This window comes from Paenibacillus sp. NMA1017, from assembly GCF_058895805.1.
Genome location: NZ_JBZXYR010000002.1, coordinates 144,464 through 171,323 on the forward strand (window position 1 = coordinate 144,464; position 26,860 = coordinate 171,323).

The 26,860-nt window shown below is 48.6% G+C and carries 24 protein-coding genes; 16 read left to right on the forward strand and 8 right to left on the reverse strand.

Annotation, left to right across the window (positions count from 1 at the left end):
• Nucleotides 1-256: 256 nt before the first annotated feature.
• The 8 genes from AC5ELV_RS05595 to hydF all read left to right on the forward strand — a co-directional run bounded on the left by AC5ELV_RS05595 (nt 257) and on the right by hydF (nt 9,325).
• Entirely contained in the window at nt 257-682 is a 426-nt protein-coding gene (locus tag AC5ELV_RS05595; protein ID WP_493429442.1) for a MaoC family dehydratase, read from the forward strand.
• 461 nt (nt 683-1,143) lie between these two features.
• Entirely contained in the window at nt 1,144-1,509 is a 366-nt protein-coding gene (locus AC5ELV_RS05600; RefSeq protein WP_013310644.1) for a hypothetical protein, read from the forward strand.
• 127 nt (nt 1,510-1,636) lie between these two features.
• Nucleotides 1,637-3,799, forward strand: coding sequence for a formate dehydrogenase subunit alpha (gene fdhF / locus AC5ELV_RS05605; RefSeq protein ID WP_493429443.1), 2,163 nt, complete (start codon nt 1,637-1,639; stop codon nt 3,797-3,799).
• Entirely contained in the window at nt 3,796-4,446 is a 651-nt protein-coding gene (locus AC5ELV_RS05610; RefSeq protein WP_493429444.1) for a 4Fe-4S dicluster domain-containing protein, read from the forward strand. Before fdhF ends, AC5ELV_RS05610 begins: the two co-directional genes overlap by 4 nt.
• Nucleotides 4,447-4,478: 32 nt before the next feature.
• The gene (locus AC5ELV_RS05615; protein WP_493429445.1) at nt 4,479-5,984 is read left to right on the forward strand and encodes a [FeFe] hydrogenase, group A; all 1,506 of its coding nucleotides are present in this window, start codon (nt 4,479-4,481) and stop codon (nt 5,982-5,984) included.
• A gap of 65 nt (nt 5,985-6,049) precedes the next feature.
• Entirely contained in the window at nt 6,050-6,640 is a 591-nt protein-coding gene (locus AC5ELV_RS05620; protein WP_013310648.1) for a 4Fe-4S dicluster domain-containing protein, read from the forward strand.
• A complete protein-coding gene (locus AC5ELV_RS05625) occupies nt 6,637-8,085 on the forward strand; it encodes an aspartate ammonia-lyase (protein ID WP_493429446.1) in 1,449 nt (482 codons plus the stop codon). The genes AC5ELV_RS05620 and AC5ELV_RS05625 overlap by 4 nt, the downstream gene beginning before the upstream one ends.
• Nucleotides 8,072-9,325, forward strand: a complete 1,254-nt coding sequence (gene hydF / locus AC5ELV_RS05630; protein WP_493429447.1) for a [FeFe] hydrogenase H-cluster maturation GTPase HydF — start codon at nt 8,072-8,074, stop codon at nt 9,323-9,325. Before AC5ELV_RS05625 ends, hydF begins: the two co-directional genes overlap by 14 nt.
• 144 nt (nt 9,326-9,469) lie before the next feature.
• Here the strand turns inward: hydF and hydG are convergent, their stop codons facing one another.
• From hydG to AC5ELV_RS05645, 3 genes are all read right to left on the reverse strand, one after another.
• Nucleotides 9,470-10,882, reverse strand: a complete 1,413-nt coding sequence (gene hydG / locus AC5ELV_RS05635) for a [FeFe] hydrogenase H-cluster radical SAM maturase HydG (RefSeq protein ID WP_013310651.1) — start codon at nt 10,880-10,882, stop codon at nt 9,470-9,472.
• 49 nt (nt 10,883-10,931) lie between these two features.
• Nucleotides 10,932-11,990: a [FeFe] hydrogenase H-cluster radical SAM maturase HydE gene (gene hydE / locus AC5ELV_RS05640; protein ID WP_493429864.1), complete on the reverse strand. Its 1,059-nt coding sequence runs from the start codon at nt 11,988-11,990 to the stop codon at nt 10,932-10,934.
• Nucleotides 11,991-12,240: 250 nt separating this feature from the next.
• The gene (locus AC5ELV_RS05645) at nt 12,241-13,857 is read right to left on the reverse strand and encodes an alkaline phosphatase (protein ID WP_493429448.1); all 1,617 of its coding nucleotides are present in this window, start codon (nt 13,855-13,857) and stop codon (nt 12,241-12,243) included.
• Nucleotides 13,858-14,095: 238 nt separating this feature from the next.
• Between AC5ELV_RS05645 and AC5ELV_RS05650 the strand changes: the two genes are divergently transcribed.
• Nucleotides 14,096-15,013: a LysR family transcriptional regulator gene (locus AC5ELV_RS05650; RefSeq protein ID WP_025723122.1), complete on the forward strand. Its 918-nt coding sequence runs from the start codon at nt 14,096-14,098 to the stop codon at nt 15,011-15,013.
• A 338-nt stretch (nt 15,014-15,351) separates the two neighbouring features.
• On the opposite strand, the gene AC5ELV_RS05655 is transcribed toward AC5ELV_RS05650, so the two are convergent.
• The 5 genes from AC5ELV_RS05655 to AC5ELV_RS05675 form a co-directional block, all read right to left on the reverse strand.
• Nucleotides 15,352-15,492, reverse strand: a complete 141-nt coding sequence (locus tag AC5ELV_RS05655) for a hypothetical protein (RefSeq protein ID WP_023989112.1) — start codon at nt 15,490-15,492, stop codon at nt 15,352-15,354.
• Nucleotides 15,493-15,574: 82 nt separating this feature from the next.
• Nucleotides 15,575-16,378, reverse strand: coding sequence for a hypothetical protein (locus tag AC5ELV_RS05660; protein ID WP_493429449.1), 804 nt, complete (start codon nt 16,376-16,378; stop codon nt 15,575-15,577).
• Between the two features lie 72 nt (nt 16,379-16,450).
• On the reverse strand, nt 16,451-16,870 hold the full coding sequence (locus tag AC5ELV_RS05665; protein WP_493429450.1) for a hypothetical protein: 420 nt from the start codon (nt 16,868-16,870) through the stop codon (nt 16,451-16,453).
• 237 nt (nt 16,871-17,107) lie between these two features.
• Nucleotides 17,108-18,388 carry a helix-turn-helix domain-containing protein gene (locus AC5ELV_RS05670; RefSeq protein WP_493429451.1) on the reverse strand — a complete coding sequence of 427 codons (1,281 nt, stop codon included), beginning with the start codon at nt 18,386-18,388 and terminating at the stop codon, nt 17,108-17,110.
• A 21-nt stretch (nt 18,389-18,409) separates the two neighbouring features.
• Complete coding sequence (locus AC5ELV_RS05675) at nt 18,410-19,228, reverse strand: carbon-nitrogen family hydrolase (RefSeq protein WP_493429452.1); 819 nt, start codon at nt 19,226-19,228, stop codon at nt 18,410-18,412.
• Between the two features lie 176 nt (nt 19,229-19,404).
• Between AC5ELV_RS05675 and AC5ELV_RS05680 the strand changes: the two genes are divergently transcribed.
• The 7 genes from AC5ELV_RS05680 (at nt 19,405) to AC5ELV_RS05710 (ending at nt 26,783) form a co-directional block, all read left to right on the forward strand.
• A complete protein-coding gene (locus tag AC5ELV_RS05680; protein ID WP_493429453.1) occupies nt 19,405-20,586 on the forward strand; it encodes a pyridoxal phosphate-dependent aminotransferase in 1,182 nt (393 codons plus the stop codon).
• Between the two features lie 241 nt (nt 20,587-20,827).
• On the forward strand, nt 20,828-22,033 hold the full coding sequence (gene proB / locus AC5ELV_RS05685) for a glutamate 5-kinase (protein ID WP_493429454.1): 1,206 nt from the start codon (nt 20,828-20,830) through the stop codon (nt 22,031-22,033).
• 12 nt (nt 22,034-22,045) lie between these two features.
• The gene (locus AC5ELV_RS05690; RefSeq protein WP_493429455.1) at nt 22,046-23,338 is read left to right on the forward strand and encodes a glutamate-5-semialdehyde dehydrogenase; all 1,293 of its coding nucleotides are present in this window, start codon (nt 22,046-22,048) and stop codon (nt 23,336-23,338) included.
• Nucleotides 23,339-23,377: 39 nt separating this feature from the next.
• The gene (proC, locus tag AC5ELV_RS05695) at nt 23,378-24,244 is read left to right on the forward strand and encodes a pyrroline-5-carboxylate reductase (RefSeq protein ID WP_493429456.1); all 867 of its coding nucleotides are present in this window, start codon (nt 23,378-23,380) and stop codon (nt 24,242-24,244) included.
• Nucleotides 24,241-25,452, forward strand: a complete 1,212-nt coding sequence (locus tag AC5ELV_RS05700) for a 2,3-diketo-5-methylthiopentyl-1-phosphate enolase (RefSeq protein WP_493429457.1) — start codon at nt 24,241-24,243, stop codon at nt 25,450-25,452. The genes proC and AC5ELV_RS05700 overlap by 4 nt, the downstream gene beginning before the upstream one ends.
• Nucleotides 25,449-26,126: a 2-hydroxy-3-keto-5-methylthiopentenyl-1-phosphate phosphatase gene (locus AC5ELV_RS05705; RefSeq protein WP_493429458.1), complete on the forward strand. Its 678-nt coding sequence runs from the start codon at nt 25,449-25,451 to the stop codon at nt 26,124-26,126. Before AC5ELV_RS05700 ends, AC5ELV_RS05705 begins: the two co-directional genes overlap by 4 nt.
• A complete protein-coding gene (locus AC5ELV_RS05710) occupies nt 26,127-26,783 on the forward strand; it encodes a methylthioribulose 1-phosphate dehydratase (protein ID WP_493429459.1) in 657 nt (218 codons plus the stop codon).
• Nucleotides 26,784-26,860: the final 77 nt, after the last annotated feature.

Genomic DNA, 26,860 nt, shown 5'->3' on the forward strand with positions numbered 1-26,860 from the left:
CCATAATTTAACAGTTGTCAATATTTTTTATTTATTTGCATCGAATGTCGAAGTATATAAAATAAGTAGTTCCAAAGAGTATCTTAAATTAGTTTTGTTGCTATAACGCTACGAATTTTAAAGGGACATATTGTTCGGTGAATATAAAGTTGTAGACTGACAATACGTCATTAAGCTGACGGGCAGTTTAACTTGATTGGTGATATTATGCTACTCTAATATAAATAAGCAAATAATTTAATCAAGAGGTGTAATAATGCGGTTTCATGAATTTTATATCGGACAAGTATTTAAAACCAAGTCTTTAAAATTAACTAAAGAGGACATTACCAGATTTGCAAGGGAGTTTGACCCGCAATATATGCATTTAGATGAAGAGAAAGCATTACAAGGCAGGTTTAATGGAATTATCGCTTCAGGAATTCAAACATTAGCTGTTTCTTTTAAGCTTTGGGTTGAAACAGGCAGTTACGGTGATGAGGTTATTGCTGGAACTGCAATGAATAATATTAAATTTATTAAACCAGTATATCCAGGCGACGAATTGTACACCATTGTTGAAGTGATTGGAGTAAAAGAGATGAGGAATGGAACAGGACTCGTTACTGTATTTCTGTCGACTTTCAACAACAAAGAGGAGCAAGTTTTTGAAGGTGAATTATCCGTGCTGGTTAAACAGTAAAGTTTCATAAAAAATCAATTGCTAATGGTTTGAAGAGGTCCATGCATTCTCGCACGGACCTCTTCTCTTTATTTTAACTTTACTATAAATATCTGAGATTCGCACTGTGCTATTTCACTATAGAGGGCTTTGGGAATGCCATTTACTAATCTCAGCCCATAGTGTGTCATCCACTGCTTTGGTATTGGAGCTGTACGAACAACGCGGTGGAACGAGAAGCATCATACCAACCATAGAGGTATAGCTGCTTCAAGAGCGGCCAAATCTATGTAAAATTTTGGTTCAGTGTAATGAATTTCACATCTTTCCGGGTCAACCTGTTCTACCATAGAAGGGTGATACGCCGTGCTGGGCAGACCACTTTGGTCGGGACGGTTACGTCTTGTTCTAAACCAGCTACACAGGCTGTCTGGCATGCGCGGCAAGTACGCCTTTATTTTGATTCGAAGCGGAGTGTCCAGATGTTGAATACTGAATTGGAATACCGTGAGCGCATCAGGAAGTTGGCCGTGTGTATTGTCAAGCACTACCGAGGAAAAGGACCGGACAACGTCAAGGTTTCACTGGATTCGCCGCTCCGGATTACGGTAGAAATTCGAGGTACATTGTCTAATTTGTCCGAAATTCTCGTTCATGAAGGGGCTGAGGACAAGGTCAGAGAATATTGGGACGTCCTTCGTCCCTATCTGGAAAAGGAGTTTATGAACGAAGCCGAAAAAACACTCGGCAGTCCCTTCACTTATACTTGGGAGGTCTGCCCCTCCGTCCATGGAGACGGACACATTATCATTACTCTAGAACTACAACACATACACCGGTTGGATTAGCGGGAAGGAGCTTGTCTCCTCGCTCGCGGATAAGCCAGTACAGGATGCAGCGTAAAGCGGCATTTTTGTATTGGCTTTTTTTATGTTACGAGTTTCATCTATTTCATATAAAAGAGGTGCTGCACTTATGGCAGACAAGGTATTGACCGTATGTCCCTACTGCGGGAGCGGTTGTCAGCTTCATTTGCTGGTGGAAAAAGGACAGGTAATTGGCGCAGAGCCGGCTGGTGGTCGTACGAATGAAGGAACGTTGTGTCTGAAAGGACACTACGGATGGGATTTTCTGAATGATCCGCAAATTCTGACTGCACGCTTGCGCAAGCCCATGATTCGCAAAAATGGAGTTATGGAGGAAGTGGAGTGGAAGGAAGCCATTCAATATACTGCCGAACGGCTGTCAGCAATTAAGGAAAAATACGGACCCGACTCCATTATGGGAACGGGCTCTGCCCGCGGTCCGGGAAATGAAGCCAATTATGTCATGCAAAAGTTCATGCGGGCTGTCATTGGCACGAACAATATTGACCATTGCGCTCGTGTATGCCACGGCCCTTCTGTGGCAGGTTTGACTTACTCGCTCGGAGATGGAGCTATGTCCAACTCTATTCCTGAAATTGAACACTCTGATCTCATTTTCGTATTTGGATATAATGCACCCGAAACACATCCGATCGTCGCAAGACGCATTGTAGCTGCCAAGCAAAGAGGCGCCAAAATTATTGTGTGCGATCCGCGCATGACCGAAACAGCTCGTATTTCGAATATGTGGCTACCCTTAAAGGGCGGTTCGAACATGGCTTTGGTGAACGCTTTTGGTCATGTACTTGTGCATGAAGGACTGTACGACAAACGATATGTTGAAGCAAACACCGAAGGCTTTGCCGAATACGTAGACAGCATTAAAAAATATACTCCCGAATATGCGGAAGGCATTACAGGGGTCAAGGCGGCCGATATCCGGGCGGCTATGAGGGAATATGCAAAGGCCCCTACCGCTACCATTTTGTACGGAATGGGCGTATGTCAATTTTCACAGGCCGTTGATGTAGTAAAGGGGCTCGCTTCCCTTGCACTGTTGACCGGAAATCTGGGCAAGCCGAATGTGGGTATCGGACCTGTACGGGGACAAAACAATGTACAGGGCTCCTGCGATATGGGCGCTTTGCCGAATGTGTATCCTGGCTATCAGGATGTAACAGACAACACAGCTCGCAAAAAGTTTGAAAAAGCATGGGGTGTTGAACTGCCACGTAAAAAAGGCTATCCACTTACGGAGGTACCACACCTCATCCTGAAGGAGAACAAGCTGAAAGCTTATTACATTTTCGGTGAGGACCCTGTACAAAGTGATCCGAACGCCGCCGAGTTGCGTGAAGCCCTAGACCAATTGGAATTTGTCGTGGTCCAGGATATTTTCATGAACAAAACAGCGCTGCACGCCGATGTCATCCTCCCTTCTACTGCCTGGGGCGAGCATGACGGTGTATATTCTTCGGCAGATCGGGGCTTTCAGCGCATCCGTAAGGCCGTTGAGCCACAGGGTGATGTTAAGCCAGACTGGGCCATTATTAGCGAGGTTGCTACCGCCATGGGCTATCCTATGTCCTATGCAAACACAGAGGAAATTTGGGATGAAATGCGCAGCCTCAGCCCATTATTCTCAGGTGCCAGCTACCAAAAAATGGAGCAGCAAGGCGGCGTGCAATGGCCCTGCCCTACTGAGGATCATCCAGGTACACCGTATTTGTATAAAGGAAATCAATTTTCGACACCTAGTGGCAAAGGCAGATTATTCGCCTGCGAATGGCGTCCACCACAAGAACAACCGGATGCAAAATACCCGCTTGTCTTGTCCACAGTCCGTGAGGTAGGTCACTATTCCGTTCGTACCATGACTGGCAATTGCCGTGCGCTGCGCCAGTTGTCTGATGAGCCTGGCTTTATTCAGATTAGCCCAGAAGACGGAGCAGATCTGAATATTCTGGATGGCGAAATTGTTGCTATATCCTCTCGCCGAGGACGCATCATGGCACGGGCACAAATCAGTGACCGTGTACAACAAGGTGCAACCTACATGACCTATCACTGGTGGGTTGGAGCCTGTAACGAGCTGACCGCTGATTTTCTCGATCCGGTATCCAAAACCCCGGAATTAAAATACTGTGCCATCCGCCTGGAACGGATCGCCGACCAAGCTCAGGCCGAACGTGATGTACATGAATCGTACCAACAGATTCGCAAACAGATGAACGTCCAGGAAGCTGTTTTGGCTGATAAGGTGACGAGATGAGCGGCACAGGGAATATGATGCACCGTCCGACAGAAACCCGGTCAGCTTCGATGAGTAGAATGGGAGCAGCCAGTAGAACAAGCGCTGTTGCTTCTTCTTTTGTAGTCGCAGACGCCGGGCAGTGCATCGGCTGCAAAGCCTGTGAACTGGCGTGCTTCGCCGTTCACAGTCAGGCTAACGGTATAGGAGCTTCGGTCGGAACCGTCAGCGTTCCTGTCGTACCCAAGGTGTATGTTGTTCGTACAGGGGATACGTATGTGCCGGTGCAATGCCGGCATTGTGAAAATGCCCCCTGCGCACATGCCTGTCCGGTGCAGGCCATTCGTCAGGAGGACGGCGTCGTCATGATAGATGAGGATCGATGTATCGGCTGTACTTCCTGTGTTTTGGCCTGCCCTTTCGGGGCAATTGAGGTGTCTCCGGTCTACCGGGCCGGACACCTTGTGACGCAGTCCGGCCTGACTCACCGTGCAAATCGAGTCGCCCTTCCCCGCACCGCGGCAAGCAAATGCGATCTGTGCGCGGAAACAGAGAACGGACAGCCTGCATGTGTAGATGCCTGCCCGAATCATGTCCTACGGCTGGCCAAAGGTATATCCGACTCGCCTCCAGAGCCTCGGCGGGAAGTCTTTTTCCCACGCCTGTAAGGTCAAAATCAGCCGCAGAAAGGTAGAAAACCATGTCAACCACAATAGACAAGATCTCTTCACCTCCTTGTATGAAGACGACTGATTGCACAGACCCTGTCATTCATATTGACCCAACGCTCTGCACGGGATGCAGACGCTGTGCTGGGGTTTGTCCAGTAGATGCCATAGAGGGACTGCCTGGAGAACCGCAAACCGTTAATGCAGACCGATGTGTTATTTGCGGTCAATGTGTACAAATATGCAGCGTATACGCATCTGACTGGGCAGGTTCATCTCCACAGGAAAGCGCCGCTAGACGGCTGGAACGTATCCAAGAACGCGATATGCCTGCCGACATCAGAGAGCCGCTATTCGCTGCCTATTATAGCTACAACTTGAATAAGGTTAGCGATATGATGACCAAACCTGGACAGTTTCGGATCGTCCAATGTGCTCCGGCCATTCGTGTTTCACTCGCGGAGGAATTCGGTATGCCGTTCGGCACCTTGACACCTGGAAAAATGGCTGCTGCTTTGCGCCGCCTTGGCTTCGACCGGGTATATGACACCAACTTTGGAGCTGACGTGACCATCATGGAGGAAGGCACTGAATTAATTCGTCGCGTGACCGAAGGCGGTCCCTTACCCATGTTCACATCCTGCTGTCCAGCATGGGTCCGATTTGCAGAGATTGAATATCCCGATCTGCTAGACCATCTATCCAGCTGCAAATCTCCGATGCAAATGTTAGGAGCGCTAATCAAATCTTATGGCGCACAACTGGACGAGGTGGAACCTGCGAATATATACAGCGTTGCCATCATGCCCTGTACCTGTAAACAATTTGAGTGCGATCGTCCCGAAATGGAATCTGACGGTTACCGTGATGTGGATGAGGTACTGACCACGCGTGAACTTGCATACTGGATCAAGCAGCGCGGAATTGATTTTGCGAACCTGCCTGATGAAGAATTCGATTCACCGTTAGGGCAATATTCAGGTGCAGGCTCCATTTTTGGAGTCACCGGAGGAGTCATGGAAGCTGCCATCCGTACAGGTTACGAGCTGCTGACGAATGAAAAACTGCCGAAGCTCCAGCTCGATTTTGTACGTGGTGAGGAAGGCATTCGAGTAGCTGAGGTTCAGGTAGGCCAGCTGCAACTCAAGGTAGCGGTCGTCGCCGGGCTACAACATGCCTATCAGCTACTGGATCGTGTTCAGGCGGGCGAATGTGATTATCATTTTATTGAGGTGATGGGCTGCCCTGCTGGATGTATCAGCGGAGGGGGACAACCCAAGCTCATGTTAGAAAAGCAACGAATTGAAGCTTATCGGGCACGTAAATCCTCCATTTATGGACATGATGCTGCACATCAGGTACGAAAATCGCATGAGAACCCTCACATCATCAAACTTTATGATGAATTTCTAGGTGAGCCGCTGGGTCATGTGTCGCATCATCTGCTGCACACCACCTTCCAACAACGGGGGTCCGGCAAGCAAAGCCGCAGCAACACTATTTCTACCAAAGGGGATGCGGATTACTCCATTCATTGATACATTAAGTTATTTTTATGCTGTATACATTATATTTGTCGGTAGTTAGAGAGGAGTCGAATTGTATGAACCGTTTTGTTTTAGCTGATCCCGATCAATGTATCGGCTGTCGTACTTGTGAAATCGCATGTGTCATCGCACATTCAGCGGAGAACCCTTTTATCTCGCCAGATGATGAGTTTCATTTTCACCCTCGTCTGAAGGTTATCAAATCATTTGGAGTCACTGCACCCGTTCAGTGTCGTCACTGCGAGGATGCCCCATGCGCCAATGCTTGTCCGAACGGCTCTATTACGAACGCAGATGGCTGCATTCTCATTAACAGCGAAAGCTGCATTGGCTGTAAAACCTGCATGATCGCCTGCCCTTACGGCGCGATTACCATGGTACCCGAGTATCGAAACGGGCAGCCTGTCGTGCAGGACGGATTGTATACCAATATGTCAGGACGTTTGCAGCCCAAAGAACGCATGATTGCCAGCAAATGTGATTTGTGCGAAGGCGTGGACGGCGGCCCGGCCTGCATTGGTAAATGTCCAACACAAGCCCTCAAGCTGGTCGAGCCAGATCTGGTTCATGCCCGGGTTGAGGAAAAACGCGCTGCAAGTGCACGTCAGCTACTGCATATGACACGCATTCCGGCAACGGGTCTATGACTGAAGGTTTCCCTCTGCCTACAAATACGCGAACCGAGCGGGATGCGCTAGGAGAGATGGAAATTCCCGCAGACGCCTTTTACGGTATTCACACCGCTCGCGCGATGAACAATTTTGCGGTCAGTGGCAGACCCGTGAACCAAAACCTGATCCACGCTCTTGTGTTGGTAAAAAAAGTAGCCGCTCAAGTGAATGGTGAGCAGAAACGGCTTCCTGCCCAACGGGTCTCTGCCATTGTATATGCCTGCGACGAAATACTCGCCGGGCGGCACCAACATATGTTTACCGTGGATGCCATGCAAGGCGGCGCAGGTACCAGTACCCATATGAATGTAAACGAGGTCATTGCTAATTTGGCCATCGTACAACTAGGAGGCAGACCAGGGCAGTATGAAATTGTACATCCGCTGGATGATGTGAACTGCTGCCAGTCTACGAATGATGTCTATCCGACAGCGCTACGAATTGCAGCGATACGACTGCTTCGGCCTTTAAGTGACACGATGTCCTCATTACAGGATGCTTTACAGCACAAAGAAACAGAATATGCTGACCTGCTCAAGCTGGGCCGCACTCAGCTAATGGATGCCCTGCCCATGATGGCCGGGCAGGGCTTTGGTGCCTACGCAAAGGCTATAGCACGCGACCGCTGGCGTCTCTATAAAGCCGAAGAACGGCTGCGGGAAATCCCTATTGGAGGCACGGCGATTGGCACAGGTATGAACGCACCCCGCGCTTACAGCTATCGGATGGTCGAAAAGCTGGCGGATGAGACTGGCTTTGGACTGAGTCGCAGCGACCACCCGATGGACCCGATTCAAAATATGGATGTCTTTGTGGAGGTGTCCGGTCTACTCAAATCAGCCGCCGTGAATCTGTACAAAATATCTGGCGATTTTCGCCTACTGGCCTCTGGTCCTTTCGGTGGTATTGGCGAATACACGCTGCCTCCAGTTCAGGCCGGATCCTCTATTATGCCTGGCAAGGTCAATCCGGTAATAGCTGAAATGGCAGGACTCACAGCCATGCGTGTGATAGCCGAAGATGCGGCTATCACTATGGCCGCTGCCTCCGGTCAGTTGGAACTAAACGCATTCCTGCCGCTGATTGCCGAATCGCTGCTGGAATCACTACATATTCTGAACAGCGCGGTTCGACTATTCGAGGAACGATGTGTGCGCGGCCTGATCGTGCGTGAGGAACGCTGTATTACAAATCTACGTAACTCAGCCGTGATGGCTTCTGCGCTGGTCGCGGAGCTTGGCTATGATGAAGCTGCCTCCATTGCATCTGCAGCCATTGTGCAAGGCCGCACACCAGAGGATATTGCAGAAGATCGCGGCCTACTGAGCCGTTCGCGGATTGACCAATTATGCCATCCCTATACAGTAACCAAGCCCGGAATTCCGGGACAGGAAGAAGGAACTCATCATGGGAATGAATGATACCCCTCGTAGCAACCGACCACATATCGTCCTGCTCGGTCGCCGCAACGCAGGCAAATCCAGCATTCTGAACACCCTGGCTGGTCAGCCCGTCGCTGTGGTGTCTCCTGTAGGAGGAACGACCACGGACCCCGTTTTCAAACCGATGGAGCTGCTCCCTGCGGGTCCCATTGTTCTGGTAGATACCGCCGGACTGGACGATGAGGGTGAGGTCGGGGAGCTGCGCCGCAACAAAACGCTAGAAATACTTAATAGTACAGACTTGGCCCTGCTCGTTATCGACGCCACCGTTGGAGTCGGACCATTCGAGCATGAGCTACTCGAAAAGCTCCGCACCAAAAAGATTTCTGTTATTGGGGTATTGAATAAGATAGATACCCTTACTCAATCAGATATAAAGGCTACAAAACTGGCAACTGAACTGGATCTCACCCTGATTCCTTTCAGTGCATCTTTGCTCCAGGGAGACACGGAACTGAAAAAGGCTATCACGAATACACTCCCCCAAAACGAGGATCGTTTCCGTATCGTCGGTGACTTGTTGTCACCCGGCGATGTTGTTGTGCTGGTCGTTCCCATCGACAAAGCTGCACCAAAAGGCCGATTGATCCTGCCACAGCAGCAAACCATCCGCGATACACTAGAGAGCGATGCCATCGCCGTAGTGACCAAAGAGCATGAACTACGATTGACACTGGAGCGACTGGGGCACAACCCCCGCTTGGTCATTACCGATTCACAGGTTTTTATGAAAGTAGCGGCCGACACGCCCAAGGATGTGCCTCTCACCTCTTTTTCCATCCTGTTTGCCCGTCATAAAGGCGATCTGGACGAACTGGTACGAGGTGCAAGAGCCATTGATCGCCTCAAGGATGGAGACCGCGTACTCATTGCCGAAGCCTGCACTCACCAATGCCAATCTGACGATATTGGTCGAGTGAAAATTCCCCGCTGGCTCCGCCAAACGATAGGCAAACGTCTCATCATCGAGCATGCATCCGGTTCCAGCTTCCCTGATGATCTGAGCGAATACGCATTGGTTATTCATTGCGGTGCATGCATGCTCAATCGGCGTACGATGCTTCATCGAATGTCGGAAACGAAAGCTGCCGGCGTGCCGATTGTGAACTATGGTATTTTCATTGCTTATGTACAGGGGGTCTTTCCCCGTGCTATTGAATGCTTTCCATCTGCTATGCTGGCATGGGAGCAAGCTGTAGAAGCCGGCAGTTATTCCTAAAGACCTCATCTCGTCATTCATATGTTTTTCAGACACACAAAAGCAGTCGCGCTGATTCCAACGCGACTGCTTTTTATTTTCAAGTTCTATTATAAATCATGTGCATTTCATAGCATGAAATAATACTACGAATAATATAAATTGCTAAAAATACAAATCGCGCTCGCCTGCTTCAAGTCGTTCCAGTCTGTCAAGCGTCAAACGGCGCGTCGATTCACGTGGTATACGCTCCAGATTTTCTCGCAGAGCGGCAGCTCCCAGTTCACGTGCCTCCTCATCCCCATAATCTAGCAGATATTCTTGGAAGGTCAGCAGCGAATTCGGCTGGCATACATTATGAATTTGCCCTGATTTGGCAAGCTCCATGAAGCGATCTCCAGTTCGCCCCTCACGGTAGCAAGCTGTGCAGTAGCTCGGCATATATCCGCCACGGCACAGACTTTTAATAATTTCCGATGGTGAGCGATGATCCCCCACCTCAAATTGAGGCTTATCATCAGTTTCCTGTTTTGCATATGCCCCTACGCCTGTAGCTGAACCTGCACTAATCTGCGACACGCCTAGACCAATAACGCGGTCCCTATATTCCGGCTCCTCGCGTGTGGACAGGATCATACCAGCATAAGGGACAGCCAGTCGAAGAACGGATACAATTTTCATAAAATCCTCATCGTTGACCAGGTACGGATATCGCTCCAGATCTACATTTTCAGCCGGACGCAATCGTGGAACTGAAACCGTATGAGGGCCACAGCCAAAGGCTTCTTCCAAGTGTTCGGCATGTTTCAGCATCGCTACGGTCTCATAGCGGAAATCATACAGGCCGTACAACACACCGATCCCCACATCATCTATACCCGCACGCATGGCTCTGTCCATTGCGGTGGTGTGCCAATCAAAGTCCCGCTTTGGTCCCTGCAGGTGGAATTTACGATAGCTTTCCCGATGATACGTTTCCTGAAATAAAATATACGTACCAATGCCCACCTCTGCCAGCTTCCGATAGTCCTCCTCGGTTGTGGATGCAATATTCACATTGATCCGCCGAATGCTGCCGTTATCTACCTTGACCTCATAGATCTGGCGCAGACAATCGACGATATAGTCAATGGGACAATGGACTGGGTCTTCCCCCGCTTCCAGCACGAGCCGCTTGTGTCCCAGTTCTTGAAGCACTCTAACCTCCTCCACCAATTCCTCCGGTGTCAGGCGGCTACGAGTAAAGCTGTCATTGGTATGTTTATAACCACAATATTCGCAGTTATTCACGCAGTGGTTGCTTACATATAAAGGGGCGAACAGCACAATCCGGTTGCCATAAATTTGTTCTTTGACTGCCCTCGAAGATTTGAACATCTCTTCCAATAATTCAGGATCATCCACATGCAAAAGAGCCGCCGCTTCACTCGCACTCAGTCCCCGGCAGGCTCTCCCTTTTTCTAAAATTTCTAAAATACGGTGTCGATCTGTTGCCTCTTGTTTCCCCTGCTCCACTGCTGCCATAATCTCTGCTTCATTAATAAAATCCGCTGACACTTTCTCCCGTACTCCACTCACGTATACCCATCTCCTTATTTATGGTTACTGCAATGTTTCCGTTATGGCCTCACAAAGTTTCCTGTCTCATTAGCTGTCGTTGCACCCTCAAACTATCGCCGCGCCCCATATCGACTTCAAATCCCGCTCCACGAATCCGCAGCTCCAGGCAATGTCGACATTGGGCAGACTCATCGCCCAAACATATTTTATTCTCATAAATCGCATACTTAGGTCTCACCGCCAGTGGCGACAAATTGGGCATCACCACATTTGCCCCTGCCTGAAGCGCCTTCTCCCTGCCATGGGGATGAATCGTTCCCATTGCCGTGGACGCCGGAATAAGTGCATCTGGAACAACCAATCGGGATAACGAAATAATATCGAGCGCCTTTTCCATGCTCCCCTGACTGGCATCCCGAAGCGGCGTGTTGCTATGCGGTAAAAAAGGACCAATCCCGATCATATCTGGTGACAGGCTGTGTAGATAGACCAAATCGTCTGCTAATTCACTATTCGTTTGTCCTGGTAACCCCACCATACATCCGGCCCCGATCTGAAAACCGATTCGTTGCAAAGCCAGCAGACGGCTGCGCCTGCTTTCCATCGTCATCGTCGGATGCAGCTTGGCGTACAAACGGGGGGAAGCTGTCTCATGCCGCAGCAAAAAACGGTCCGCGCCCGCCTCGTATAATTGCTCATAAGTTTCATCATCCCGTTCACCGATGGACAATGTAACCGCCACATCCGCAAAACGGCTTTTAATTTCTCGAATCAATTTCGTCAGTCGGGCTGCTGTAAACCAGTAATCTTCCCCACTTTGCAGCACAAAGGTCCGATAACCGAGTTCATACCCCTCCGCACAACAGGCCAGAATTTCTTCCGGCTGCAAACGGTAACGATCTGCCTGTTTATTCGAAGCACGCAGTCCACAGTACATGCAGTCCTGACGACATATACTGGAGAATTCAATTAATCCCCGTAAAAAAACACCTTTGCCATAGCGCTCCAATTTGGTGCGAGCTGCCAGGTGCCTCAGTTGAGTCCGCAGCGCCGGCTCATCATCCAGACATGTCAGCAGCTCCATCATTTCCGTATGCGTCCATTCCTTGCCGTCAGCTAGACGCAGTAATAATTCGTCCGTGACTCATCCCTTCTTCCCTCGTCCATCCGGACTTCACATCATCAGCGGCTTGTACCGTACATATATTATTCTAGCAATATCGGAGAGGATGTAACGTGATTAGTTTCACAAAAAATCCCATTTTATAAAAACCTCCTCCAACTTCTGCCCCAAAAAATACACATTTATATCAACACACAAAAAAGCTGTCTCTTCCTCTAATGGAAGAAACAGCCCTTGTCGATGGTTCTGCTTATTACTGAATCAAATCAATCGCCTGCTGGGGTACAAAATAATCAACGCCGTTAAATACAACTACACCGTTGAGCATGGTATTTTTACCATTCAGCGTAGCGATATTTTTGTATACCGGAAGCTCCAGCTTGTTACTGCCTTTGGTCACTGTAATGACTTTCGTGTCCGCAGTAAACTTAGCTCCTTTAGCTTCAAAAGCGGCTTTTGCAGGAATAAACAGCTGCTTGCTGACCGTATCCAAATCCAGTCCAAGTACACGTGTCATATATTTATTGACATCTGTATTGTCGATTACACCGGTTGGACGATCTCCGTTCGGCGCATACGTGTACAACACGACATCGCCTCCTGTATGTCCGCCTGTAGTCCAGCCAATATTCGCACGTTTGCTAATGATCGGTCCGACAGCATAGTTCATACTGCCTTCTTTGGCATCTTTAATGGTTTTTACTTCTTCGTCTGTCAAATCGGTGATCCCAAAATACGTGGAAAGCACCTCTTTAATATTGCTGCGATCTGCATTCAGTTTGGCTTCCAAGCCTTCACCCGTCAGCTTCGCTTTTTTCAGCGGGTCTATAAAAGAAGCTAAAGGCGTTTTGTCATAATTGCTAGTTGTGTCGCTGCTCCCAATTGTCAATCCACCGTTTCCGTGGTCTGTCACTGCTACGACGACAGTATTTTGGTTTTGTTTGGCGTAATCCACAGCAACTTTCACCGCATCGTCAAACGAAAGCACGTCACTAATAATTCCGGTTGGATCATTTGCATGGGCGGCCCAATCCACTTTACTGCCTTCTACCATTAAGAAGAAGCCTTTATCGTTTTTGGACAACACATCAATTGCTTTCGATGTCATTTCTGCCAGACTAGGTTCCTTGGATGCATCGCGATCCAGGTTATACGCAAGGGCTTCGGGAGAAAAGCTGCCCCAGAGCTTGCTGGAGGTCGAATTTTTCAACCCTTCAGGTGTCGTGACAAAGTCATAACCCTGGTCTTTAATTTGGGCTACCAAATCTTGGCCATCTTTACGCCCTGCTGCCTCCAAAAACTTGCCGCCTCCACCTAACACTACATCAACCCCGTTGTAGGCTTGCTGCATGCTGAGTGCATCATAATTTTTACGATCAGGATAGTGTGCGGTAAAATCAGCTGGTGTCGCATGCATAATCTCCGAAGTCGCAATAATTCCGGTCGATTTACCTGCCAGCTTGGAAGCCTCGAGAATGGAAGCTACAGGCTTTTTGGCGTCACCCGCTGCAATGGGTTGTTGTCCAGGCATTGTCGCTTCATCAGGAAGGACACCTACATACCCAGTATGAGATTTATGTCCTGTGGCAAAAGCAGTACCTGCTGGAGCAGAATCGGCAATCGGAGCATCCGCAGAATGCGTACGCACCATGCCGCTTGCCATGCTGTCTAACGTTAAAGAAGATCCTTTGTACCATCTAGCCAGTGCAGTGGCGTCATTAGCCATACCGTCTGGAATCAAAATAATTACATTTTTAATCGATGTGTCCTTTTCGACTGCCATCGCCGTCCCGCCGCTTGCTGCTAGCATCATAGTCGCTACAAGTGCAGCCACCGATTTTTTCGTATGTATCCCCCAACATTTTAGCATTCATTTTCCTCCCAGACCTTTTTTGTACAACCAGAACTAAGATTAATCACGTTTTATCAGGAGAATGTTAAGAGAATTGGTTATCTGCATTAAAAGACTCTATTTACGAAAAAAAGCTTCATCTATATAAAACTTGTGACACATGAGATTCGTTAGGATTGGGCATTTCATTTTATTATTGTATAATCAGTCTATGATGTAATAGGTAAAGCTTATAAGACAAGGAGCGCAAAATTCGATGGAATTCAGACAGCTTCAGTACACCCTGCAAATAGCAGCGGAAAAAAATTTCTCACGCGCAGCAGAAAAACTGCATATTGCTCAGCCCTCTTTGAGCCAACAATTGTCCAAACTGGAAAAAGAACTTGGGGTACTTTTATTTCAACGCAACACCAGCACGGTGGAATTAACACATGCAGGAGCAAGCTTTGTGGAAAAGGCAAAAAAAATAGTTGATGCAGTCGAGCAACTTCGGCAGGAAATGGACGATATTTCTCAGTTGCGAAAAGGGAAGGTTGTGGTTGGCAGTATGCCCATCACAGGTTCTCATTTGCTGCCGCATGTGCTGCCTGTATTCAAGAAAGCTCATCCGGACATTGAAATCGTGTTAGTCGAGGATTCTTCCATGAATCTGGAGAAAAAAACGGCCAGTGGGGACACAGATCTCAGCCTGCTATCTCTTCCATTAGTTGAACCTACACTTTCCTATGTGCCCATCGGTGAAGAGTGGATTGATCTTGCTGTTCCTCCGGGTCACCCCCTAGCCCTGCGTAAAAACGGAGACCATCCGCAGCCTGTGCATATGGAAGAACTGAAAGATGAGCCTTTTGTCGTTCTGAAAAAAGGGCAAGGCTTTCGCAAGCTGACAATGGATCTGTGTCATCAGGCGGGCTTTGAACCCAATGTGGTATTTGAAAGCACTAATATGGAGACGCTCCAATCGCTCGTAGCGACAGGTATGGGAGTGACACTCGTCCCCCGTTTTATCGCCCGCGCCGCCAGCAGCGAGTTTGTTCCAGCATTATTGCCACTCGCCGAACCTACCCCCAGCCGTACCCTGGCCATTGCTTACCGAAACGGACGTTATTTGTCCAAAGCTGCCGAAGCCTTTATTGATACCTTCCGAGAAACGGTCGAGCAACTTTCTCAAAAGTAGCTTCGAATGTGAAAAGGACCGTCTTCCTCCCTAGCAAAAGCCAGAGAAGAGGCGGTCCCGGGGCTTCACCCCTATACTTTCAATACTTCATTTACTTTACGGGTTCGATTACACTGTTGCGATGTTGCTTCCATCTGTCTTCAACGAACCACATTTCATGTTCATTTGAATTTCATGTCAGCCTCGCCTGATTACTTTACGTTTACTCGGAAACTCCACTTTATCCATCCCGCATCACTTCTTTCCTTAAGGTCTCTAGCCTTGGTCTCCCAAGAAACTCCTACCTCAGTTCCAATGTGCTGTGTGATCCCAAAGTGCCTGTCCTCGCCTTTTTTTGATCAGGGTCTCCCTAAATCTGGTGGACTTTTATCCTGATCATAGCCCATTTCATAATTGTTTCCGACAACCTGTCTATTTAAGCCTCTCGGCCGTGACAGGCCATCCCTATTCGCCAGTTCGGATCTACTTTGGTTATCCATCGTTATCAACCTCCTGGTGTCGGGATACTATTATAATACACCTATAGGCTGTATCTGAAACAGGTATCATAAAAAAACTTTTTTATGATCGAGAAGAACCAAATGCTTGCTGTACCTCGGCTTCACTCACTTGTGTTTTAAAGACCAATTTCGAAGGATCTTGAGGTGAATAAATGACCTCTATAATGCTTCCTTGCTGCAGCTTGGATAGTTGGGAAGAAAAAACATCCTTTTGCGTGGTTACATTAAAGGTATCGCCGTTGCTTTTCGTAACACTCAGCGTAAATTGAAGCTTAATTTTATGGGGTCCCGCTTCACCCATGGGTGTAACATCCAGCACCTTCGCATATGCCTGCTCACCAGTTTTAGCAATTTCCATCAGCTCGGGCGATACGCCCTGCTTAACCATTTGCTCATTCATTAACGCTTGCAAATCCGTCTGCGACACCTGCCCTTCCAGGTCAAGTCCTACTTTCTTTTTGTCTTTCTCCGATATTACGAGGGGAATGATCGAGCCTGGCTGAAATTGAGCCATGGAAGTTAAAGGAATAATCGTCGTCAAAGCAGTATCATATTTGTCTTCTCCATGTTTGGTTACGGTCAACCCAAGTTTCACCTGCGGCTGATTGTTTACATAAGTCCCTGTTTGCTGAACACTTGTAATGATCCCTACCCCAGGAACACCCTTCTTGACTTTACCCCCTCCAAAAAACGCACCTAAAATACCAGGTAGAAAAATAAGCGCAAAACCTGTGTAAATTAACGGTCTAAACCACGGAGCATCCATAATCAAAAATGGATCATCCCATAAGTAGTTAGCCAAGAATGGTGAGAAGCCTACACCAAACACCAAAAGTACCCCGATCATACTCAAAAATCCTTTCATCCTCCAAAACCCCTTTTCAATCATCTGTTTAAAATATATGTCAGCAAGATAGGGTGAACCACCTCATTCATTTTACGCTGTCACCAGACCCATATAGATCAGCTCTGATGGATTTATCGGGTTGCTTCCCAGACCCACCGTATCTCCAGGCCGCGGAATTTGCAGCTTCGACACGAGCGTTTCCAGTGTTTTTTGATATCGGTTGCCGTTTGATTCTGTCACATCCAGCACAAGCACCACATTCGGATCAAAATTCACGAGCTTTCCGGTATCTGTTACCGAAATAACACCCGCAGTCGCTGCCATCGCCAAACCACCGTTAGCCGCCGTTTGAGCTTGTTTTGCTAAGTTTAAGCTTTGATTGATCTGCTCTCGATGCTCTTTGGGTACTAGACCTTTCATAAATAACCCGGACAAACCCTTATTCATCAGTTGATCTGCTTGTTCTATCGCATCCTGCTGTTTTTTCTTTTTACCGAAGAAAATCATCATGTGGTTGCACCTCGTATTTTGTATTGTCGTTCCCTATAAATTCAGTATAAAAGAGGATATATGGCATCACAATACGTTTTGGCGCATACAAAAAAAACCGAAAAAACAGGAGCTTTAACCTGTATTTTGTCGGTTTATTTTTGAACTTTGGCACGATTTGCACAAAATTTTGCACACTTCCGAGCATTCTTTCGAACGATCCATCCGATAGTTTTGTGAAAAACGAGTGAATTCAGGCTATTTTTTTCGTAAAAGATAGACCAGTTTGCGATAATACGCCGATGATTCTTTATAACGACGACTGTCCTCAGACACAACAGCCAGCGTTTCATATAACTGTTCAAGCCGCGCTGGATGTTGGAGAGCTTCAAAATAAGGCAAGCATTGCAAGGCATGCACCCAAAAGGCGTCCTGATTCCCTTGCGCAAGCGCCAGCTGGCTCTCATAAAAATCAAGTCCCATTTGCTGATCTGTTGTCAGATTTGTTTTACGCAGTTGATCCAAATGCTGTGAGAGAAGCCCCCAATTTTTCCGCACAAACGCAATCTCACAACGATATATCAGTGTAACGGGCATCATCATCTGCTGCATTTCCTCCCGCTCCCGACTCACCAGCGCTTCAAAACGTCCTACTTCCTCCAATGCCTTGTCCAGCTCTCCAATCGATGTCAGCATAATAATCCGGTTGTTCAGGATGGTCGTGAGCATATCTGCCGCGTTTTCCAAATAGACCAGATTGGCCTCAGCCATAGACAGCGTTAACAGTGCTTCCTGCACAGAACCCATGGCAAAACAATATCCGCTATAAGCCACATACAGGCCCGTCAAACGGTGAAAAAGCCGATCATCATACACCTTTCTCATCGTCTGCTCGAATACCTGCTTCGCCTGATCAAATTGCTTAACCTGAATGCAGGCCTCCATCATAATGTTTTGCGCATTGAGCCAGTTTTCCGTCCCCTCTTCCACCAGGCGGGTTAGCTGCGTAACATTATTCAGCACATCATAATAATGATTTTTAGAGCGGAAATACTGGATTTTATAAAATAAAATTGCTTTTTTTAGCGGTGCGGGCAGCTCCACCTCATCCGAACGACCAAACTTCTCCAAATAAAAATTCAAATAGGTTTCATGTAAATACTCATAGGCCGTTGGGTCATTTAACTGCTGGTAATAAACGGCCTTCATCAAATAAGTCGTCATTTCCACCACAAGCGAATCGTTACGATCCTCCAGCTGATCCACATAGCTTTCCGTGGCAGGATTAGCCAGCTTGGACAGCTCTGTGAAAATCTTATCCGCTGTAGCCAGCGTCTCCTCATCCTCTGCCGCTGCACGCAAGAGGTAGGAAGGGTTTACACCTAAACGCCCAGCAATTTGCTCGGCCAAATCCTCTGCCAACGGGTAACGGTCAGCCAATATATTCGCAAAATGTGCAGGTGTCACCAGCCCGTCTACCAGCTCTTTACGGGACAAGTTTTTCTTTTTACACAAAAATTCAATGCGTTCCTTAAGCATGAGTATTCCTTTCTACACTGATTATCGGTCATATAGTGAGGGACGCCGATCTTCAAACACCGGAATACGACCACGCACGTCCTGCACCAAGGCAGACTCAATTGTTCCTCTGAGAATCTCCTCCTGCTCTCCGCCCTCAGCAATGATTTCTCCCCATGGATCAATTATGAGCGAATGCCCGAAGAAATCAGTTTCTCCGCTACGACCTACCCGGTTACAAGCAATGACATACATTTGATTTTCTATAGCACGTGCGGTTAGCAAGGTACGCCAGTGATGAAGCCGGGGATGAGGCCATTCTGCGGGTACGATCAGCAAATTTGCGCCCGACAGGGCCAAACTGCGGGCTAGTTCAGGAAACCGGATATCATAGCAGATCGACGCACCTGCCTGAATCCCGCCATCCAGTGCGAATAAAACCTTTTCTTCGCCAGGCTGCAAATATTTTTCTTCATCCATAAGTCGGAATAGATGAATTTTGGAATACGAAGCAACCTCTCTGCCTGTTCGGTCAAAAACGAGCATCGTATTATACACATGACCGTCGCTTTTTTTCTCTGCGATCGACCCAGCTACTACGTTCACTTCATGGGTGGCAGCGAATGCTGCTATCCATGCCCGAGTCTCCATCCCTTCCTTGTCCGCCAGCTCATAAATACGATCCAAGGCATAGCCTGTGTTCCACATTTCCGGCAGGACAATCAGATCCGGCTTTAGCTCGGCTATCACCGCTTGCTCCATTAAAGCTCGGATATGACTGCGATTTTCCAGGGGATTTCCTATCTCTATATGAGCTTGTATGAGTGCAACACTGAACGGCTGAGCTTCCTGATACGTCAAAATCCTTCATCCTCCTTGTGAGCCAGAGCTTCCCGTGACCCATTGTCCGGTATTTTCTCCCATCATAGCCCGATCAGTCTGGATTACGCAACCATGCAAGCTTAATTCCCCCTATACAACTCGGTAAAATCGTGATAGATTATTTCTTAAACTATTCCAAAAGGTCGTGTGAATTGATGGCTCATTTTTCTATTCCCTCCGCTGACGTCATGAAACAGTTACCCACTCAATTTTTTGCCACACTTGTACAAAATGTAAACCGTGAAATTGCGGCGGGACATGATGTCATTAATCTCGGGCAAGGGAACCCGGACACCCCCACTCCTTCTCATATTGTAAAAGCTTTGCAGGAATCAGCGGATAACCCGCTGTATCATAAATATTCGCCATTTCGCGGTTACAGCTTTCTCAAGGAAGCCGTTGCCCAGCGCTATCAGCAGGATTACGGTGTGACGCTCAACCCTGAAACCGAGGTCGCCATCCTGTTTGGCGGAAAAACGGGTTTGGTTCAGCTGCCGCAAGTCTTACTCAATCCCGGCGATGTGTGTCTCGTCCCTGATCCCGGCTACCCGGACTACTGGTCTGGCGTAGCCTTGGCTAAAGCGAAAATGTCCTTTCTCCCATTAAAGGAAGAGAACCGTTTTCTACCCGATTATGAAACCATTTCCGAGGAAGACCGCCGACGCGCCAAGTTAATGTTCCTTAACTATCCGAATAATCCAACCTCAGCAACGGCTCCACTTTCCTTTTACGAGGATACAGTTGAATTCGCGCAACGTAACGGTATTGTGGTTGCCAGTGATTTCGCCTATGGCGCTATTGGATTTGATGGCGAACGTCCGGTGAGCTTCCTCCAAGCTGAGGGTGCTAAAGACGTGGGGATTGAGTTCTATACCTTGTCCAAAACGTACAATATGGCGGGCTGGCGTGTTGGTTTCGCGCTCGGTAATGCCGAAATCATCTCGATGGTTAATCTGCTGCAGGATCATATTTATGTAAGCTTGTTTGGCGGCATTCAGGCAGCGGCGGCGACAGCCTTGACGGCCTCGCAGAACTGCGTAGGCGAGCTGGTAGCCCGCTATGAATCACGCCGTAACGCTTTTTATGATGCACTTGGGCAAATAGGCTGGAAGGCGACGCGCCCAAGCGGCTCCTTTTTCAGTTGGCTGCCTGTGCCGCAGGGCTATACTTCCACTTCTTTTGCCGATCTGTTGTTGCGGGAAGCCAAGGTGGCTGTCGCTCCAGGGATTGGCTTCGGGAGTGGCGGCGAAGGATATGTGCGAGCGGGACTGCTGAGCTCAGAAGCTCGACTGACCGAGGCGGCTGATCGAATTGGCAAGCTAAACCTGTTTGGTTAAGCCGTATTTTCCAGCTACAACTTCTTTGCCAAACCTGGTCTTTTCGTGGTATTCTGTATCCAATATCATTTAGCGCGTTGAAGGGACTATTAAGAGAGACTCGGTCCTGTTCAGAGAGTAAATTCCGATAGGCTGCAAGAATTTACCTGGACTCTCTCCCAACTCCTATCCCCGAGTGCCCTGCGCAAGCAGGCGGTCCCTGCCGTTAACAGGTTTCAAGTGGGATGATCATGAATCATCAATGAAGGTGGTACCGCGGAAGCACAAACTTTCGTCCTTTGCATACAAAGGATGGAAGTTTTTTTGCATTAAAAAGTGTAAAATTAAGGAAGTGGACGTCTTGTCAACACGAATCGTCATTAAAATTGGAAGCAGCTCTCTAACTGGAGTGGAAGGTGGTTTGAATCGGGAAGCCATCGCTTATTTTGCCCGGGAAATCAGCTTGCTTCGTGCAAAAGGTCATGAAGTGCTGCTGGTTACATCAGGAGCAGTAGCCGCGGGATTCAGAGAGATTGGTTACCCGTTTCGTCCTAAGCTACTGCATGAAAAGCAGGCGGCAGCGGCTGTTGGCCAAGCTCTTCTCATGCAGGCCTATGAGCAGGCTTTTAAAGATTTTGACCTAGTGATCGCGCAGGTTCTGCTAACCCGTAGTGACTTTTTGAGCCGCAAACGGATGAATAATGCCGGAATGACCGTAGAAGAATTGCTGCGCCAGCAGGTTATCCCGATCTTTAACGAAAATGACACGGTATCGATTGACGAATTGAAATTCGGCGATAACGATATGCTGTCCGCGCTGGTTGCCAATCTGGTCAAAGCGCAGCATCTGATTATCATTACGGACACCGATGGCGTATATACAGCAGATCCGCGCAAGCATCCGAATGCTGTACGTTTTGAACGTATCGAAGAAATTACAGAGGAGATTTATGCATTAGCTGGAGGTTCTGGATCGTCTGTAGGTACTGGCGGCATGCGATCCAAGATCGAAGCTGCCAAAGTCGCTACACGCGGCGGTGTGCCTGTATATGTGGGACGTGTAAGCGCGAATGGCGATCTAGACGCAGCCGTCGAAGGACACGGACCAGGAACATATTTTGACACTCACCTCTCTTCACTTCCGATGAAAAAACAATGGCTTGGATTTATGTCCACCCCTCTGGGTGCGGTGCATGTAGACGAAGGGGCCGAGGAAGCATTGGTTCACGGAGGACACAGTCTACTTCCGGTTGGCGTACGACGTGTCGAGGGCAGCTTTCATACCGGAGATGTCGTTGAGGTGCTCGGACCGGAAAATAAAGTGTTAGGACGCGGCATCGTCAATTATGACGATGAACAGCTTCGAATGGTACAAGGATTACCGAGCGGTGAGGTTGTGGGCAAAATTGGTCCCATTCATCGGCTTGAGGTGATTCACAGGGATGAATGGATTACATTATGTATGTAGGGAGGCCGTAACATGAATGATTTAACGACTAACACAGCTGCAACTGAGGAGAATCAGTTTAGCGAAGTACGAACCAAAGCGAATCTTGCCAAAAAAAGTGCCGGGGTCATGAACCGCCTGACTACAGCACAGAAAAACGAAGCATTGCTTGCTATGGCTGAAGCTCTAGTAAACCATACTGAAGAGCTGATTGCAGCAAACCATAATGACCTGAAACATGGACGGGAGCAGGGAACATCGGAATCGCTGCTCGACCGCCTCACGCTGACCGAGGACCGAATCGGGGCTATTGCCGAAGGTTTACGCCAAATTGTGGCACTACCTGACCCGGTCGGCGACACCCTTGAGCAAATTGAACGTCCAAACGGTCTGCGAATTGAGAAGATACGTGTGCCGCTGGGTGTCATCGGCATCATATATGAAGCGCGCCCAAATGTAACCGTGGATGCCGCGGGCCTGTGCTTGAAAACAGGCAATCCGGTTGTGCTACGCGGTGGTTCGGCCGCCCTCTTCTCCAACCGCAAGATTATCGAAGTACTCCAGCAGGCACTAGACGCAACAGCTGTGCCACGCGAGGCGCTTCAACTTATTGAAGATTCAGACCGTGCCTCGGTCAACGAAATGCTCACCTTGAACGGCTTGCTGGATGTAATTATTCCACGCGGCGGGCGTTCGCTCATTCAAAATGTTGTCCAGAACGCTACCGTACCTGTCATTGAAACCGGAGCTGGCGTATGCCATACCTTTTTGGACGCTACAGCGGATGCAGCAATGGCCGAAGCGATTACACTGAATGCCAAGGTGCAAAGACCGTCCGTGTGTAACTCGATGGAAACATTGCTCGTACACTCGGATTATGCAAAAGCACACTTAACAGGATTGGCAGAACGCTTTCGTGATGCGGGGGTTGAGCTACGCGGCTGTGCACGCACACGAGAATTGGCTCCTTGGGCTGTTCCTGCTACAGAAGAGGATTATGGCACCGAGTATAATGATTACATTATGAACGTCAAGGTCGTGGACAATCTGGACGAAGTACTGGAACATATTGCCCGTTACGGTACGATGCATTCAGAGTGTATTGTCACCGAGGACAAAGCCCATGCCGAACGTTTTCTGCAAGAAGTGGACGCGGCAGCCGTGTACCACAATGCATCCACCCGCTTCACGGATGGCTTCGAGTTTGGGTTTGGTGCCGAGATCGGAATCAGCACACAAAAATTACATGCCCGCGGCCCAATGGGATTGCCTGCCTTGACTTCAACCAAATATCGCGTGTACGGTACTGGACAAATCAGGGAATAATAACATAAATCAATCTGTATCCTTGGAGGTTATGAATCTATGTGTGAATCACAAACAAAGGTTTTAATTAATGAGCAAATTACATTTTTCGGGGCAGGATCAATGGCAGAGGCTATTATTCGCGGAATGACGGCTCGTTCTGTCGTCAAACCTAGTGGTATTACCGTCATCAACCGCAGTAATCGGGCTCGCCTTGAGGAACTTCAAAAGCAATATGGAGTCTTGTTCCAAACTGAGGATGCCGCCAAAACTGAGCTTCTGCGTCGTTCTCCGGTCATTGTGCTTGCCATGAAACCCAAGGATGCTGCACAAGCACTTGGACAGCTCGGCCCACTTCTGTCTGATGAGCAGCTGATCATTTCGGTAATCGCCGGATTGTCCATTCGTACGATGCAAACGTTGCTGGGTCGCAAGCAGCCGATCGCACGGACGATGCCCAATACATCCAGCTCAATTGGGCTGGGAGCCACAGGTATTAGCTTTTCCAAGGAGATCAGCGAAAACCAGCGCAAAAACGTGCTTACGATGTTCGAATCTGTAGGTACGGTAACGGTTATAGAAGAAGAGAAAATGGATGTTTTGACCGGGATATCTGGAAGCGGCCCTGCCTATGTCTACTACCTGATGGAAGCCATGATTGCCGGAGGAATCCGTGGTGGCTTGACCCCTGAGCAAGCGCACGAACTAACGGTGCAAACCGCGCTTGGAGCGGCACGCATGGTACAGCAAACCGGAGAGGAGCCTTCTGCCCTTCGCCACAAAATCATGTCTCCTAATGGCTCTACAGTAGCTGCATTGGAAACGCTGGACAAAGGTGACTTCTACGAAACGGTGATTGCGGCGGTGCAGCGGTGCGCTGAGCGATCTCGCGAGATGGGAGCTGTACTCAAGGAGGGAATTGAATGAGCTATTGCTTGGCGACCTACCGGGTATACGATGACAACGCCGATTTTAACCAAAAGGCCCAATCTATTGCCATCGGCATGACGGTGGGCAGCTGGACCGAGCTCCCGCAAGCCAAACGGGACGCGATGAAAAAGCATCTTGGCTCGGTTCATTCTGTTTATATTCACGATGGAGGTCCCGGTGAACGGTACGCTGACCTGACCATCGCTTACCCAGATGTCAACTTCAGCCGAGACATTCCCGCACTGCTGGTCACAGTCTTCGGCAAAATTTCGATGGACGGCCGAATTAAGCTAACGAAGCTCGGTTTCTCGGAAGCATTCCGCTCTGCTTTTCCGGGACCGAAATTCGGTATCAGCGGCTTGCGCGAGCAGCTTGGATTGTATGATCGCCCTCTGCTCATGAGCATTTTCAAATCTGTGATTGGACTCAATTTGGACGAACTTCGTGAACAGTTTACCCGGCAGGCTCTCGGTGGCGTTGATCTGATCAAGGACGACGAGATCTTGTTTGAAAACGCGCTGACGCCGATTGAAAAACGTGTCCAAGCCTGCATCAAAGCCGCCGAAGCGGCTGAGCGTGAAACCGGTAAAAAGCTGCTGTATGCCGCTAATTTAACGGGGCCGACCTCGGAGCTTAAGGCGCAAGCTCTCAAGGCCATTGATGCGGGTGCCAACGCGTTACTGTTTAACGTGTTGGCCTACGGTTACGATGTGCTGCATGAACTTAGCAGCGATCCCGCCGTCTCGGTGCCAATTGCTGCCCATCCTTCGTTGGCGGGAACTGCTTATCCATCGCCGCATTATGGTATATCGGCGTCCGTCCTGCTTGGTCAGCTTATGCGACTGGCTGGCGCTGACCTCGTCCTCTTCCCTTCTCCCTACGGCTCAGTGACGATGCCGCGTGAGGAAAACATGGCGATCCGCGATGAGCTGATCACCCCTGAACTAACGCTGAAGGCCAGCATGCCTGTCCCTTCCGCAGGAATTCATCCGGGCCTCGTGCCGCTCATTGTACGTGACTTTGGTACCGACGTCGTGGTCAACGCCGGGGGTGGAATTCACGGTCATCCGCTGGGTACAGAAGCTGGTGGGCGCGCCTTTGTGCAGGCGATTGAAGCGGTTCAGCAGAATGTCCCGCTGGCAGAATACGCCCGTACTCACCCCGAGCTGCAATCTGCGCTCGACACATGGGGAGGCGAACGATGAGCACAGCAAAGAAGCCCGTCATTTTTTGCGATTTTGACGGGACAATTACGAATAGCGACAATATTGTCGCCATTATGAAGTATTTTCAGCCTGCAAGCTGTGAGCCCATCATGCATCAGATCGTAAATGGGCATACATCCATTCGTGAAGGCGTAGGTGCCATGTTTGCCCTGATTCCTTCGGAGCAAAAGGACGAAATTATCTCATATGTACTTGGACAAGCTGGTATACGCGAGGGCTTTGCACGCTTTTTGGACTATGTACGAGAGCAGAAGATTGAATTTTTCGTCACCAGCGGCGGTATTGATTTTTTTATTGATCCATTGCTAAAACCCTTTGATATTCCACACGATCACATCTATTGCAACGGAGCGGATTTTTCCGGGGATCGCATCCAGATTACGTGGCCACATCCATGTCAGGAGCCGTGTACAAATGATTGTGGCATGTGTAAAACGACTGTGATTCGTCAATACCCTCCCGAACAATACGAACGGATTTTGATCGGCGACAGCCTGACCGATTTTGAAGGAGCTAAAATTGCCGATCTTGTGTACTCCCGTTCGCACCTGACTTTAAAGTGTCAAGAGCTTGGCGTACCACATGTACCCTTTGAAACATTTGATGACATTATCGAGGATTTAAAGCAAAAACAGGAGCAAGGGGTGCTGTAAATGAGTTTTAACTTGGCAGACATTTCATTGGAAGAAAAACGTAGCGCACTGGAAGAACTCGCTGATGTCAAAGAACTATTCGCATCTCGCAACTGGTTCCCAGGCACGAGCGGCAATTTGTCGATCCGAATCGGTGACTTTCATCCCGAACAATTTTATTTTGCAGTTACCGCCAGCGGTAAGGATAAAACCAAGCGTACTCCGGAAGATTTTCTGTTCGTAGACCGGTACGGAAAAGCGGCAGAAGCCACAAACCTCAAGCCAAGCGCAGAAACGCTTATACATTGCGAAATTTACCGCCTGACAGGCTGTGGAGCCGTTTTTCATGTGCATACCGTGTTTAACAATCTGATTTCCGAATATTACGGTGAGCAAGGCGCTGTACCTATCCAAGGTATTGAGCTGATCAAGGCTTTTAACATTTGGGAAGAAAATGCTGCGATTAATATTCCTGTGCTGCCTAATTACGCGGATATCGCCTCGATTGCCAAGCTGGTGCCCGGTGTGCTGAATGATCAGGTGCCTGGAATTTTATTGCGTAACCACGGCATTTATGCATGGGGTCGTGACGTATTTGAGGCTAAAAAGCATTTGGAGGCGTTTGAATTTTTGTTTGAAACGACGTATCGCTCCCTGCTGCTGAAAACTTCGAGATGAATAACTCCATCCATATTAAACGACTGTATCATTGAATTGTAAAAGCGGTCATTCAATTTCGAGAACGTAGCCTAAGC

Excerpts from the sequence above, each read along its gene's own strand:
- AC5ELV_RS05595 (WP_493429442.1), top strand. The coding sequence starts at position 257 with ATGCGGTTTCATGAATTTTATATCGGACAAGTATTTAAAACCAAGTCT.
- AC5ELV_RS05600 (WP_013310644.1), top strand. The coding sequence starts at position 1,144 with ATGTTGAATACTGAATTGGAATACCGTGAGCGCATCAGGAAGTTGGCC.
- fdhF (WP_493429443.1), top strand. The coding sequence starts at position 1,637 with ATGGCAGACAAGGTATTGACCGTATGTCCCTACTGCGGGAGCGGTTGT.
- AC5ELV_RS05610 (WP_493429444.1), top strand. The coding sequence starts at position 3,796 with ATGAGCGGCACAGGGAATATGATGCACCGTCCGACAGAAACCCGGTCA.
- AC5ELV_RS05615 (WP_493429445.1), top strand. The coding sequence starts at position 4,479 with ATGTCAACCACAATAGACAAGATCTCTTCACCTCCTTGTATGAAGACG.
- AC5ELV_RS05620 (WP_013310648.1), top strand. The coding sequence starts at position 6,050 with ATGAACCGTTTTGTTTTAGCTGATCCCGATCAATGTATCGGCTGTCGT.
- AC5ELV_RS05625 (WP_493429446.1), top strand. The coding sequence starts at position 6,637 with ATGACTGAAGGTTTCCCTCTGCCTACAAATACGCGAACCGAGCGGGAT.
- hydF (WP_493429447.1), top strand. The coding sequence starts at position 8,072 with ATGGGAATGAATGATACCCCTCGTAGCAACCGACCACATATCGTCCTG.
- AC5ELV_RS05645 (WP_493429448.1), bottom strand. The coding sequence starts at position 13,857 with ATGCTAAAATGTTGGGGGATACATACGAAAAAATCGGTGGCTGCACTT.
- AC5ELV_RS05650 (WP_025723122.1), top strand. The coding sequence starts at position 14,096 with ATGGAATTCAGACAGCTTCAGTACACCCTGCAAATAGCAGCGGAAAAA.
- AC5ELV_RS05655 (WP_023989112.1), bottom strand. The coding sequence starts at position 15,492 with ATGGATAACCAAAGTAGATCCGAACTGGCGAATAGGGATGGCCTGTCA.
- AC5ELV_RS05660 (WP_493429449.1), bottom strand. The coding sequence starts at position 16,378 with ATGAAAGGATTTTTGAGTATGATCGGGGTACTTTTGGTGTTTGGTGTA.
- AC5ELV_RS05665 (WP_493429450.1), bottom strand. The coding sequence starts at position 16,870 with ATGATGATTTTCTTCGGTAAAAAGAAAAAACAGCAGGATGCGATAGAA.
- AC5ELV_RS05670 (WP_493429451.1), bottom strand. The coding sequence starts at position 18,388 with ATGCTTAAGGAACGCATTGAATTTTTGTGTAAAAAGAAAAACTTGTCC.
- AC5ELV_RS05680 (WP_493429453.1), top strand. The coding sequence starts at position 19,405 with ATGGCTCATTTTTCTATTCCCTCCGCTGACGTCATGAAACAGTTACCC.
- proB (WP_493429454.1), top strand. The coding sequence starts at position 20,828 with ATGAAGGTGGTACCGCGGAAGCACAAACTTTCGTCCTTTGCATACAAA.
- AC5ELV_RS05690 (WP_493429455.1), top strand. The coding sequence starts at position 22,046 with ATGAATGATTTAACGACTAACACAGCTGCAACTGAGGAGAATCAGTTT.
- proC (WP_493429456.1), top strand. The coding sequence starts at position 23,378 with ATGTGTGAATCACAAACAAAGGTTTTAATTAATGAGCAAATTACATTT.
- AC5ELV_RS05700 (WP_493429457.1), top strand. The coding sequence starts at position 24,241 with ATGAGCTATTGCTTGGCGACCTACCGGGTATACGATGACAACGCCGAT.
- AC5ELV_RS05705 (WP_493429458.1), top strand. The coding sequence starts at position 25,449 with ATGAGCACAGCAAAGAAGCCCGTCATTTTTTGCGATTTTGACGGGACA.
- AC5ELV_RS05710 (WP_493429459.1), top strand. The coding sequence starts at position 26,127 with ATGAGTTTTAACTTGGCAGACATTTCATTGGAAGAAAAACGTAGCGCA.